This is a genomic window from Candidatus Andeanibacterium sp., assembly GCF_057143545.1.
This window is the reverse complement of sequence record NZ_DBNHSF010000060.1, coordinates 1-11,578: the sequence shown is the minus strand read 5'-3', so window position 1 is coordinate 11,578 and position 11,578 is coordinate 1. Positions and strand designations below refer to the sequence as shown.

The 11,578-nt window shown below is 62.5% G+C and carries 18 protein-coding genes; 7 read left to right on the top strand and 11 right to left on the bottom strand.

The features are described 5' to 3' along the window. Positions 1-72: 72 nt before the first annotated feature. The 6 genes from AC16XC_RS04155 to AC16XC_RS04130 form a co-directional block, all read right to left on the bottom strand. Positions 73-471 (bottom strand): hypothetical protein, encoded by a 399-nt coding sequence (locus AC16XC_RS04155; RefSeq protein WP_484033381.1) that lies wholly within the window; start codon positions 469-471, stop codon positions 73-75. 184 nt (positions 472-655) lie between these two features. Beyond that, positions 656-1,885, bottom strand: coding sequence for a PQQ-dependent sugar dehydrogenase (locus AC16XC_RS04150; RefSeq protein ID WP_484033380.1), 1,230 nt, complete (start codon positions 1,883-1,885; stop codon positions 656-658). A 200-nt stretch (positions 1,886-2,085) separates the two neighbouring features. Further along, on the bottom strand, positions 2,086-2,613 hold the full coding sequence (locus tag AC16XC_RS04145) for a hypothetical protein (protein WP_484033379.1): 528 nt from the start codon (positions 2,611-2,613) through the stop codon (positions 2,086-2,088). A 235-nt stretch (positions 2,614-2,848) separates the two neighbouring features. Then, on the bottom strand, positions 2,849-3,439 hold the full coding sequence (locus AC16XC_RS04140; protein WP_484033378.1) for a PAS domain-containing protein: 591 nt from the start codon (positions 3,437-3,439) through the stop codon (positions 2,849-2,851). 300 nt (positions 3,440-3,739) lie between these two features. Beyond that, complete coding sequence (locus AC16XC_RS04135) at positions 3,740-3,913, bottom strand: Flp family type IVb pilin (protein ID WP_484033377.1); 174 nt, start codon at positions 3,911-3,913, stop codon at positions 3,740-3,742. Positions 3,914-4,044: 131 nt separating this feature from the next. Next, the gene (locus AC16XC_RS04130; protein WP_484033376.1) at positions 4,045-5,088 is read right to left on the bottom strand and encodes a methyltransferase; all 1,044 of its coding nucleotides are present in this window, start codon (positions 5,086-5,088) and stop codon (positions 4,045-4,047) included. Positions 5,089-5,198: 110 nt separating this feature from the next. Between AC16XC_RS04130 and AC16XC_RS04125 the strand changes: the two genes are divergently transcribed. Further along, on the top strand, positions 5,199-6,107 hold the full coding sequence (locus tag AC16XC_RS04125) for a CmcJ/NvfI family oxidoreductase (RefSeq protein ID WP_484033375.1): 909 nt from the start codon (positions 5,199-5,201) through the stop codon (positions 6,105-6,107). Positions 6,108-6,117: 10 nt separating this feature from the next. Here the strand turns inward: AC16XC_RS04125 and AC16XC_RS04120 are convergent, their stop codons facing one another. Then, positions 6,118-6,744 (bottom strand): TetR/AcrR family transcriptional regulator, encoded by a 627-nt coding sequence (locus AC16XC_RS04120; RefSeq protein WP_484033374.1) that lies wholly within the window; start codon positions 6,742-6,744, stop codon positions 6,118-6,120. Between the two features lie 31 nt (positions 6,745-6,775). Continuing rightward, on the bottom strand, positions 6,776-7,603 hold the full coding sequence (locus tag AC16XC_RS04115) for a CPBP family glutamic-type intramembrane protease (protein ID WP_484033373.1): 828 nt from the start codon (positions 7,601-7,603) through the stop codon (positions 6,776-6,778). On the opposite strand from AC16XC_RS04115, the gene AC16XC_RS04110 reads away from it, so the two are divergent. From AC16XC_RS04110 to AC16XC_RS04090, 5 genes are all read left to right on the top strand, one after another. Beyond that, entirely contained in the window at positions 7,505-7,954 is a 450-nt protein-coding gene (locus AC16XC_RS04110; RefSeq protein WP_484033372.1) for a CmcJ/NvfI family oxidoreductase, read from the top strand. The genes AC16XC_RS04115 and AC16XC_RS04110 overlap by 99 nt on opposite strands. Before the next feature lie 195 nt (positions 7,955-8,149). After that, entirely contained in the window at positions 8,150-8,416 is a 267-nt protein-coding gene (gene infA / locus AC16XC_RS04105) for a translation initiation factor IF-1 (protein WP_484033371.1), read from the top strand. A gap of 52 nt (positions 8,417-8,468) precedes the next feature. Further along, positions 8,469-8,615, top strand: coding sequence for a hypothetical protein (locus tag AC16XC_RS04100; RefSeq protein WP_484033370.1), 147 nt, complete (start codon positions 8,469-8,471; stop codon positions 8,613-8,615). Positions 8,616-8,804: 189 nt separating this feature from the next. Beyond that, the gene (locus AC16XC_RS04095; protein WP_484033369.1) at positions 8,805-9,035 is read left to right on the top strand and encodes a hypothetical protein; all 231 of its coding nucleotides are present in this window, start codon (positions 8,805-8,807) and stop codon (positions 9,033-9,035) included. Positions 9,036-9,109: 74 nt separating this feature from the next. Then, complete coding sequence (locus AC16XC_RS04090; RefSeq protein ID WP_484033368.1) at positions 9,110-9,316, top strand: hypothetical protein; 207 nt, start codon at positions 9,110-9,112, stop codon at positions 9,314-9,316. A 40-nt stretch (positions 9,317-9,356) separates the two neighbouring features. On the opposite strand, the gene AC16XC_RS04085 is transcribed toward AC16XC_RS04090, so the two are convergent. Both AC16XC_RS04085 and AC16XC_RS04080 read right to left on the bottom strand, forming a co-directional pair. Next, the gene (locus tag AC16XC_RS04085) at positions 9,357-9,557 is read right to left on the bottom strand and encodes a hypothetical protein (protein ID WP_484033367.1); all 201 of its coding nucleotides are present in this window, start codon (positions 9,555-9,557) and stop codon (positions 9,357-9,359) included. Positions 9,558-9,639: 82 nt separating this feature from the next. Further along, positions 9,640-9,846, bottom strand: a complete 207-nt coding sequence (locus tag AC16XC_RS04080) for a cold-shock protein (RefSeq protein WP_484033366.1) — start codon at positions 9,844-9,846, stop codon at positions 9,640-9,642. Positions 9,847-10,450: 604 nt separating this feature from the next. On the opposite strand from AC16XC_RS04080, the gene AC16XC_RS04075 reads away from it, so the two are divergent. Then, entirely contained in the window at positions 10,451-10,654 is a 204-nt protein-coding gene (locus AC16XC_RS04075; RefSeq protein WP_484033365.1) for a hypothetical protein, read from the top strand. Between the two features lie 87 nt (positions 10,655-10,741). Here the strand turns inward: AC16XC_RS04075 and AC16XC_RS04070 are convergent, their stop codons facing one another. Beyond that, complete coding sequence (locus AC16XC_RS04070; RefSeq protein WP_484033364.1) at positions 10,742-11,260, bottom strand: fasciclin domain-containing protein; 519 nt, start codon at positions 11,258-11,260, stop codon at positions 10,742-10,744. Positions 11,261-11,578 lie beyond the last annotated feature (318 nt).

Sequence of the window (11,578 nt, the reverse complement as noted above, 5' to 3'; positions counted from 1 at the left end):
CTTGACCCGCAAAACCCCGATAATGTGAAGCTTCACGAAGGTTTGCTGCGAAAGCTCATCTGACTACCCAGCCTAGACCGGTCCAAGGCCGAAACTCGCCCGCTCGCGATTGATATATTGGCGGCATAGCTGGCCCATGGTGAGGATATAGACGCTGGTCGGCGAGAGATTGACGTAGCGTTGATCGGCGTATGCAGCTGTAATCCGCTCCGCCAGGGTCGCGGCATTTTCTTGGCGTTCGGCAAGGCAAAGTGTGCGTCCCCGCTTGGCCAGTCCCTCGACCAGATTGTCGTCGACAAAAACCTGGTTGATGCTGTCGTTCAAGCCCTGCACATAGGCGGCCTTGGCTTCTTGCGTCAGCGCCAGCCAGCCATCCTTGTTATTGACGAAGCCGATGGCCGAGGCGTTCGATGCCAGCGATGCGGCCAGGAGCGCAGGCAGCGCAGTCCATTTCCAAAATTTGCTTCTCATGGCGATCTCTCATTGTCTTGCTTGATGATTGCAGACGTGATGGAGCAACAGACAAGCACGCAGATTTGACGTGTTAGTCTATGACACCGGTTAATCAAAGTTTGGCGAATGCCATATCTGCTGCTGTCGGTCGATCGCTACGCTCCAATGTCCGCTTTCCACCCATTGCGGACATCGTCGAACTTCACCCGTCCGGGACGATCCGCAGGATGGCGCCGTCCTCTTGTTCGGTGACGAGGTAGATGTAGCCGTCGGGGCCCTGGCGCACGTCGCGCACGCGCTGGCGAAGGTCGTAAAGCAACGTCTCGCGGCGCAGTTCCTCCATGTCCTGGTTGATCAGGATGCGCTCCAGGTGGCCGGTGCCGGGGATCTCTCCGGTGCGCAAGGCGCCGACGAAGATATCGCCCTTCCACGCGGGCAGCGCATCGCCGGTGTAGAACAGCAGCCCGGACGGAGCGACGGCGGGCATCCAGTAGACAACCGGCGGCTCGAACACATCGTGCCGCGGGCGCTCCGACTGCCACGGGCCCTGGTAGGTGCGGCCGAGGCTGACATAGGGCCAGCCGTAATTGGCGCCCGGCTTGATGATGTTGATCTCGTCGCCGCCATTGGGGCCGTTCTCGGTCTCCCAGATCGCGCCGGTGGTGGGATGGATCGCGAGGCCCAGCGCGCCGCGATGGCCCAGCGAATAGATATCGGCGCGCGCATTGGCGTCGCCGACGAAGGGATTGTCCTCGGGGATCGAACCGTCATCGTTGATCCGCAGCACCTTGCCGCCCGCGGTGGAGAGGTTCTGCGGCCCCGCGCCGCTGGTGGTGAAGATCAGCGTTCCATCATGGGCGAAGGCCATGCGGCTCACACCCGCCACGCCCGGATGGGCGACCCAGATGTCCTCGAACCCCTCCAACCGTTCCCCGCTCCAGCGGCCGCGGCCCAGCGCCATCACGCGCCCGCCGTCAGCGGACGGCTTGTTGTAGGTGAGATAAATGAACCGGTTGGACGCGAAGTCCGGGTGCAGGGCGATATCGACATAGGCATGGGCGGTGCCCGGATCCCCGGATTCGCCGAAGAACACCCCTTCCGGCCCGCCTTCGACCAGGCTCGTTTCGGAAGCGCCCGGCTTGAGCCGGTGCATTTCGCCCCGGCGGGTGACCACAAGCATGTCGCCCTCGGGCAGGAATGCCAATGCCATCGGGTAAGCGAGCCGGGCGAGCACCTCGACGCGAATGTCCATCCCCTCGGCGGTGCGATAATGGAACGGGCCGTCGGGTAGCGGATTGTCCGCCAGGCCGGTCGGCGCGACGGGGAATCCGCCCTCGGCCATCGGTACGTCCTGCTGCGCATGCGCGACCGCGCCGCAGAGCGCGGCGGTCATAACCGTGCTCGCAATTCCGCCAAGAATTCTGCCTTTCACTCGAACCCTCCCAATTTTGTTATGCGTCGGGACATAGCACAGGCCGGGCGCGGGCCAAGCCTGCCGGGAAGGTGGGACTATAGAGGGTTATGCCATGGTTTCGGGCCACCCGGGCTTCGCTACCCGCCCTTGGCCGCCGCTCGAGGTGGATTCTGGCGCGCGACGAGGCTGGATGACAGACAACCATCCGGATGCGGACGCTATTCGCCAGCCTCGCTTGCGCGGCTGAACTGGAACTCGAACGGAGCCCGCTCCCACGTCGCTCCGCCGTCGGCGGAAAGTTCCATCGCGTAGGAAAACCGGTTGTCGCCCTCGAGCGTGTAATATTCCCGGCCGATCGAAGCGCCATCCTGCGAGACCACGATGATGGTATCGCCATCGACCTCGACCGCGCCGGAACGGGGGTTGACCTGGCGTCGAATGAAGGAGCCCGTCACATTCAGGAATTCGATGATCCAGCCGTTGGCCGATGGATCGAAATAGCGAATGGTAATCCCGAGACCCATGCCGCCACCGGGCAGCGGAGCGTGCAGCTCATCGGCGATCGCCATTCCATCGAGGACATACCGGCCGATCCAGGTCAGTTCGTATTTGACGAACTCTCCGTCGGGCAGCCGGGTTCGCCCATTGCCGTCCCACTTTCCGACAAGGAACGCGAATAGCCTCAATTCCTCGGGCGCGTCAGGATTGAGCTCGCCATAGGGCGACACTGCGGATTCTTGGGCCATGGCGGCATCTCCGGCCAACAGCAAGCACGCTCCGGCAGCGGCCAACGCAAACCGACGAGCAGGCAAGCATCCCACTGGCTATCCCCACTCCGCTTTGTTTGACCAGGACTAGGCTAGATCACCCAAGGCGATCCATCAACATCTGCGACAGCCCGGCGTCCGCGGCTCACATCCAGCGCTCGCCGACCTGTTGCGGGAGGCCGGGCCTGCGGAGGATGGCGGCCGCCCGGGCAAGCTAAAGCCCCGCCCGCACGGCGATCCTGACCGCTTCGGCGTTTGTCTGGATGCCGAGCGACTTCAGCATCGCGGCGCGGTGCATCTTCACCGTCCGCTCGCTCAGTCCCAGTTCGTGGGCGATCTGCTTGATCCGCCGGCCCCGTGCCAGCCCCGAGAGGACTTCCTTCTGGCGCGGGCTGAGGCCGGCCACCAGGATGCGTGCACGCTCCTCGCGCTCCCGCACGAAGGCTGCCTCTTCGGTCGACACTTCGACTTGCGAGCCGACAAAGCCGATCAGGAGGTTTTCGGGATTGTGGATCGGGGCGATCATCACCGAATTGAGGAAGGGGGTGCCGTCCTTGCGGTAGTTCAGCAGTTCGACCACCACCGGGCGCTGTTCGGCAATCGCGTCGCGGAGCATCTTGCGCCGCTCCGGGTCGGTTCCGGGGCCTGCCAGGAACCGGCAGTTGCGTCCGATCACCTCTTCACGGCTATAGCCGGTCAATTCGAGGAACGGCTGGCTGCATTCGACGATCGGATTGTCCGGCTGGGTCGGGTCGGTCACGACCGCCGCGACATGGTCGGAAGCCACCAATTCCGCCAGCAACATTGCCAAACACCTCCTCAGGCCATGTCCCGGAGATGGCCGTTTGCCTGCCCCAAAGTGCATATTGCGCTCGAAGCCTTTGTCTGGGAAGCTTTTTTTGGAGCGTTTCGCCGGATCACTGCTTTCCCCTCCAAGCAAACACGATCCCGGGTCCGGCGAAACGTCCAACCGGCACCTGGCGATGCCGGTGCATGAGCCCTGAACGCGGCGCAGACAGGCCTTGCGGTCCGGCATGGTCCGCAAGGCCTTTCGCTTGTTCCGGCGCCCCGGGGAGATGCCGCTCGATGCCCCGGAAGAGCGGCGTCAGCCGGCGTTGGCGGTTTCCAGTTCGCTCGAGACGGTCGTGAAAGTGGTGTTCACTTCGTTGCCGACCGAGCGCAGCGAAACGATGATGGTGATCGCGATCAGCGCCGCGATCAGGCCGTACTCGATCGCGGTCGCGCCCTGTTGGTCGCGCAGGAGTTGCGTGAAAATCATGTTTTCCCTCCGAATGCCCCCCCGGGACGGTGCTGTCCCTTGGGTAATCCGGAGTGGCGGAACGGCGTTAAGCCGGGCTTAGCGCGCGGGGTGAACGGAAATTAGCCATGGCCGGCGCGCGGCCTAAACAGTCACGGTTTGACCGCGCTGACCAGCGAATAATGCCCGCCGCCGGTGCGCTGCGACTGGACATTCTTGAACCCTGCGCTGCCGAGGATTTCCTCGAATTCGGCGAGCGAGAACTGCTTGCCGAGCGTGCCGACCAGCATCAGGAGGCTGAAGGCGGCGGCGGGGAAGGGGCCGGTGTAGTCGTCCTCCATCAGGATTTCGTTGAGGAAGATCCGCCCGCCCGAAGGCAGGGCGTCGAAGCTCCTCCGGGCGAGCAGGCGGCAGGTCTCGTCCGACCAGTCGTGGAACACGTTCGAAAAGAAATGCCCGTCGGCCTCGGTCGGCCAGTCCTCGGTGAACATGTTGACCCCGGCGGTCGAAACCTGGCTCCCGGCGCCGGCGCGGTCGATGAATTTCTGCGCTTCGGCCGCCATTTCCTTCAAGTCCATCAGGATCACCTTGAGGCCCGGATTGGCCCTGGCGATCTCGATCCCGTAGACCCCCGAGCCGCAGCCGACATCCATCAGGCATCGAAGTTCGCCGAACACCGGCTGGGCCGCCGCGCCGAGCGCCGGGCCCTGGCTGTGGGCGTGCATGAAATTGGCGATGCCCTCGGCGGCTTCCTGCGACATCGTGCCGCGTTCCCATTCAGCCGGCCGTTCGCTGACATCGCCCGAGCCTTCGCCGGTGTCGCCGGGGCGCTTGCCGGTCCTCAGCGCCTCGACCAGCCGGCCCTGGAGCACGGTGTTGAAATCGATCTGCTTGAAGAAATGGCCCCAATAGCCTTCGCCCCCGGGGTGGAGCCAGGTGCGGCCGAGATGGGTCGCGGTCCACTTGCCGAGCCGCTTCTCGACCAGCCCGAGCGAACACAGCGCGGCGAGGAACATGTTGAGCGCGCGCTCGTCGACAGCCAGTTTCCCCGCCAGTTCCGCGCTCGAAAGCGAAGCCTCGCCGAGCGCCTCGAACAGCCCGACCTCGACCGCGGCATTGCAGGCGGGGAGCTGGAATTGCGAAAGCCAGATATCCCAGATTTCGGCGTCGTTACTGTTCGGCGGCAAGGCGCTCATGCATTCTCTCCCAAAGTGATCCGGCGCAATGATTAGCGGGCTATCTTGCGCCATGCCAGCGCCGCATGGCACAATCGTAACGAACGATAGAATCGTCAGCGAGGATCGAGATGGCAACGCAGGTCAGGAGTGATATCGAAGATACCGCGCGCGAAACCCGCGCCATGATCCGTTTCGTCGATCCGGGCGATTTCGTGACAAGGCGCTATGTCAGCCAGGGCAAGGAGATGAACACGGGGACCTATTCGGATCACCCGGTGACGATCCGCGACGGGATGCCGATCCGCGATCATTTCACGCTCGATGTCCATGGCTTCATGATCGCGACCCAGCCTTCCGCGGTGACGGATTTCCACGACAAGGAAGCGGTCGACGCGCAGTATGAGCGCGAGGTCGAGGAACACGTCAAGCAGCTTACCGGGGCGGACAAGTGCTTTGCCCGCGGCTGGATGATCCGCACCAGCGCCGACCTTTCCGAACACGCCAGCAGGAAGGTCGAGGGATACAGCCATCGCGGCGGGATCCAGCCGCCCGCGGGCGAGGCGCATGTCGACCTCAACCCCGCCACCGCGCGGCGCATGGCGGAGATGACCTATGCCGAGAAATGCCCCGGCGGGCCCGGCTTCAAGCGCTTCCTGATTTCGTCCTACTGGCGGACTTTCTCGCCCGGGCCGCAGGACGTGCCGCTCGCCCTGTGCGACGGGCGCACCAGTTTCGGCGGCGAAGAGAAATCCAACACGCTGTTCATCGTCGACGAATTCCCGGGCGAGGAAGAGGCGGTCAGGCCGGTTGAGGGCGAGGAAGGCATGATCGCCGCCTCGATCTTTTCCTTCAATCCCGGCATGCGCTGGTGGTATTTCTCGAACATGACGGCGGACGACGCGCTGCTATTCAAGTTCCACGACAGCGACCATTCGCGCACCTGGCGCTGCCCGCACACCGCCTTTCGCGACAGCAGCTTTCCTGATGCCAATATCCGCGAGAGCATCGAATGCCGCAGCGTGGCCTTCTGGGAATAGGGCGAGCTTCTTAGCTGTCCCAGCTTCCGGGACGCATTCCCAATGCGCGCGCGATCAAGCGTTTCATGGCCTGCATGCGTCGGGTTTGCTCCTCGGGGGTCCAGCCGAACACGTCTTCGCCGAACAGGAACAGCGATCCGGCCATAAAGAACTGAACCGTGGCTACGGGGTCTTCGACCTCGAACACGCCCGTTGAGTTCCCCTGCTCAACCACCTCGCCGACAATCGGACCCAGCACCCGGACGATCTCGATATTGTTGCGATCGTGCAGCTCGCGGTTCTCCGGGCGATGGAGGTCGTCGACGACGCCTCGCGATTCCGTTTGCAGTTCCTTTGCGGCGGCAAACATCGTCTGCAGCTTGTCCAGCGGCGCAAGTGAAGGGTCGTCTGCGATCCGCCGCAACTCCTCCGCTATGGTCTCGACCATCCGCACGGACAACGCGGCTAGGATTTCGTCCTTAGTACGGAAATAATGGTAGAACGTGCCCTTGGCGACGCCGGCTTCGCGGACGATTTCATCCACGCTGGTGTTGGCATAGCCGCGGGTCCTGAATAGGTTTTCGGCCACATCGAGAAGTTCGGCGCGTCGGACATGCGGCGCCTTCACTGTTCTGACCATGCCGGTATCGCTCTCCATACAGGGCAGCGAATTTCTGCCGCCGGCGACGCTACGCGGTTTGCTTGGTGAAGAACAGCTCCCGCTCGCGCCACACCACGTAGCCCGCTGCCGCCAGCAACACGCCGGTCTGGATCAGCTTGGTCAGCGGGTGGGGCGAGAACAGTTCGTTGAAAAAGCCCGAGGTAATGTGAAACAGGACCGCGATCCAGATGTTGCGCCCGGCCCGGTAGTAAAGCCAGTTCATCAGGAACACGACGGGGAAGATGCTGACCGGGAAATTGAGCGCTTCCCAGATCCCGGTTTCGACCAGGTTGCTGTGGTAATACCCGTTTATCAGCGCCAGCGGTGCGTGCCACACGCCCCAAAACGTCGCGAAGATTACCGAGGTCGTGAACAATGACCATCGCCTTCGCAAGGCGTCTGTACCGTAAGTGTGCCACGCCAGCTCCTCGAACACGGGAATCAGGATCAGCGCTGCCCATGGCGAGACACCGCCCGCGCTGAAGCTCGGTTGGCTGTTGATGTGGAATTGGCCGGCGCTGAAGCCCAGCGGAAGCGAAAGCGCGATGGCCAGCAGGATGCTGGCGGGCATCAGTGCCGAGGCAGCCAACCAGTGGCCGGCGCTTCCGGCCCGAAAGTTGACGAAGCGGGTGCGGCAGTCGTCCCGCAAGACCGGGTTTGGGAGAATGAGGCACGCTGCGACGAACACCGGTGCCAGTATGCCAAGCAGCGCAGCAAGCAAGCCGATTGCCTGGACGCGCGGCCCACCGGCGCCGTGATGGCTGATCCATGCGGGAACGAGCCAAAGCAGCCACGGGAGGATGGTCGACAGGCCGTAAAACAGCCATGGTCGGCGATAGTGTTGAATGACTTGCATGCGTCTTCAATAGTTATTGACCGACCGACGGTCAATAAGGAGATTTGCGAAGGGTGGGTCTGCTTAGTGATTCGGGTGAGGAATTGGATTTGGCAGCGATATCTAATGCCGAGGGAGCCGGTCGAGCAGGAGGATCAGCGGATCGCCGCCAACAACTTCTCCTTCAATCCCGGCATGCGCTGGTGGTATTTCTCGAACATGACGGCGGACGACGCGCTGCTGTTCAAGTTCCACGACAGCGACCATTCGCGCACCTGGCGCTGCCCGCACACTGCCTTTCGCGACAGCAGCTTTCCCGATGCCAATATCCGCGAGAGCATCGAATGCCGCAGCGTGGCCTTCTGGGAATAGGACATCGATCAAGGCGCCATCGAATGGCGGAGCTTGCAATTTTCTAATATTCAGCTATATAGAAATTGCCTAACGTCGCTTGCGACGGGATTTGCGAGCCGCGAAGGCCGCTCCTCTTTCCATTCATGCTTCATGGCCCCGCCACGCGGAATCGTCCGCGCTGCGGCGATTATTCGTACCCATGAAAGGGATATATTGGCGAAAGAAGAACTCCTGACGATGGAAGGGAGCGTGGACGAGGTCCTGCCCGACGGACGTTTCAGGGTCACGCTCGACAACGAGCATGAGCTTATCGCCTACACCGCAGGAAAGATGCGCCGATATCGCATCCGCACAGTCGCGGGCGACAGGGTGCATGTTGAACTCACCCCCTACGACCTCACCAAGGGAAGGATTGTCTTCCGTGAGCGAGGGGATTCACAGGGCCCCGCCAGGCGGCAAGGCCGCCGTTTCGGGCGCTAGACAACAAGAAAGACTTCCGGCGGGCAAAGTCCGCCGACACGACAAGATGAAAATGAATACGATCGGCGCCAACGAGCGCCACATACCGAATTTCGATCTCAGCCGAACTGGCAACCGCAGGCCTTTGGGCCGCAAGCCCGGGGATGGCAGCCTGTCCAGACCCGAGCTCCGACGCCTCGTCGCGGCCATGATCGACTGACAAAGACTATCCGGCGCAGGATGCGCCGGACCATTTTCCAGGGATTTCCTGGTCTCGATTTCGCTTCCCGAATGGTCGTTTGCCATTCGTCGCTTCGAAGTCCATGCTCGCCAAATCGCGGATCATGGACTTGTAGGCGTCCGCGGCCGAGAGACTGGCGTGCTCCCGCTTACATAAGGGAGCGCATCCGTGGACCTCAATCTCAAATATTCGGAGCACCAGAAGGCACTCCTGAGCGCAGGCATCGCGACAGACGCGGTCATGCGCGGCCTGCACCTGGATCGTGCAGCGATACTGGCAGAAGAGATCGCGCTGCATCAGTCGCGGCTGGGCGCGGCGGCGGCCTGCGCATGGAGTGCGCTGATGCTGGCCGCAGCGAGTGCGACCGCGCCCGGGGATGTCCGGGAGCTCAGCAGGTGACCGGGGAAGCGAACGGCAAGCGGCCAGGCAGATCGATGATGGTTTTCAGGAGCCGTGCCTCGTGGGGGAAGAGAATGCCCACCGACATGGCCAAGCGACAGGGCGACATCGCGACCTTCGCGCTGCTGTCCTTCGACGGCAAGGATGAGGCGATGAAGTTTCTCAATACGCGCTGCGAGAGCCTTGGAGCGCGCCCGCTCGATCTGGCGATCGCAAGTGACGCTGGCTACGAACAGGTCAGGCAGGCGATCGCCGAACTGGCGGATTCTCGCGGGCAGTAATCGAAACGGCGTCTCGAACCGGTTGGCTTGCGGGTGACTGTCAGGAAGCCGCGTGGCCTTCTGCCTTTTGCTGCTCGATCGCCAGGCGGTTGACTTGGACTGCCTCGATCTGCTTGGCCATCTTGCGCCATGCAATCTCCGATCGCAGGGCGATTTCCTTCACATTGTCGAGCTGCGCCGCTTCGGCCGCCAAGGCCGCCTCGTCGGCGCGCGCAAGACAGAAATCGAGTGTCAGCGCCAAGAGCCAGGTCTCCTCTAATTCCAGGCGCTCTCCGGAACGCGGAACCGATGTTCACGCGCCCCGGAGCGAACCAGCGATATGATCAGGCATTGGCGAGATTGATGGCCGAATCCTTGCCATTGTCCCCGACCTTGACGTCGTAGGACAGGCGTTGCTCCTTTTCGAGCGACTGCATCCCTGCCGCCTGAACGGCGGAAATATGGACGAAACTGTCCTTGCCGCCGTCTTCCGGTGCGATAAAGCCATAGCCCTTGTCGGTATTGAAGAATTTTACGGTGCCGATTGGCATGATCTGTTCCTTTCAAAGAACGAGTGTTCCGCGCCGCGCGATTGCGGCACGGACGTGCGTCAGGTCGTCAATTGAAAGGAAGTCGTCGTGATTAGCAGGCAATGCCTGGCCCAAAGCGCCGAAACCCGTCGATAACACAACGTCAGCGCTGTTCCAGTAGCACCGTTGGCCCGAATTACCTAAACAATCTTTGAAGCCCGGCGATACAGGCGAGAGCATCGAATGCCGCAGCGTGGCGTTCTGGGAGTAGGGCTCGGTCCGAAACGGGCGCCTTGAGTCGATTGGCGACAGGCAACCAAGAGTCGGGAGCGGAAACGTTCATCTTGGCCCGACTCGCGTCGGGATGGTATGAATTCAGCATGTAACCGGCACGTCCGAGGAGAGTGGACGATGCAGAAAGCCGTTCCGCTGGATTTGCGGATGGTCCGCGAGGAGGTACTCACGGCCTTGGGTTCTGCGAGCCGCAGCGAGGCCGACAGGCACCGCCGAACGGCCGAAAGAATATTCAGAAGAGCCGTTCGGAACATGCAGCGCGAGCCCGACCTGCATTACGAGTGGTCGCTGCTGCGCAATTCCAGCTTGGGTTGCGATCAGGAGATCGAACATGCGAAAGCTCGGCGACGAAGTGCACATTAGCACCGAGGAAGCCCGAGGCGGCGATACACCTCACATCCTGCGATATGTGCTGTCGATCAGCCTGGCGCTGGCAATCGCCGCCATGCTTGCGATCTGGCTGACGACCACGACCTCCGAACGGCCGGCGCCGGGCCAGGCGGTTACCGCTGAAGAACACGCGCTTGGCGGATAACCTGGGCGCGCCTGAGTATTGACGGCGAAACCCCTTCCCGACGGCACGGGCGCGCCGGGAAGGGGAATGGCCTCGCCGATCGATCGCTCAGCCGGGCAGGGAGACTGCGTCGGTGACGTGAACGAGGCCGTTGGAGGCATCCAGATCGGCGGCAACGACCGTCGCTTCGCCGCCATTCTCGTCGGTCAGGATCACATTGCCGCCCACCAGCCGGGCCGTCAGCGTGCCGCCCTGGAGTGTCGACAGCTCGGCCGTTCCACCGTTCTTCTCGATCAGCTCGACAAGATCGGTGGACGATACTTCGCCTGCCACCACGTGATAGGTGAGGACAGCTTGCAACTGGGCCCGGTTTTCCGGCTTGAGGAGAGTTTCGACGGTGCCCGCGGGAAGTTCGCCAAAGGCGGCATCGGTGGGAGCGAATACCGTGAACGGCCCTGCCGACGACAATGCGTCGACCAGTTGTGCGGCCTTCACCGCGGCGACCAGCGTCGCGTGGTCGGGCGATCCAACCGCCGTATCGACAATCGAACCGGTCGCGGATTGCCCGGCCATGGCCGGAGCGGAGACGCCCAGCAAGGCAGCGGCAAGGAGGGGGGTCAATTTCATAGTCACGTCCTTTCGGGGGAAGGTTGGGGGAAACCTGCAAGGATCCTGCAACTGCGAAACTGGTGCGCGGGTCCTCGATCCTCAACCTGACCTTTCGGGCAATGAATGGGACGAGGACCGGAAGGCCTTGCCGATTGACGGGTGGCGATTGTCCGAACCCTCTGACGGGCTCGCTCGCAGATATGCCCGCTTCAGGTCGCGAGCAGACCGGCAGCTTCGGGTGGAAAGCGGACGTTGGATTACGTCGCGGAGCCCCAGCCTGGATCGCCATCAACAACAAAGTAGGTGATCTTGGGAGGTTCTGCGAAGCTTGGCGGC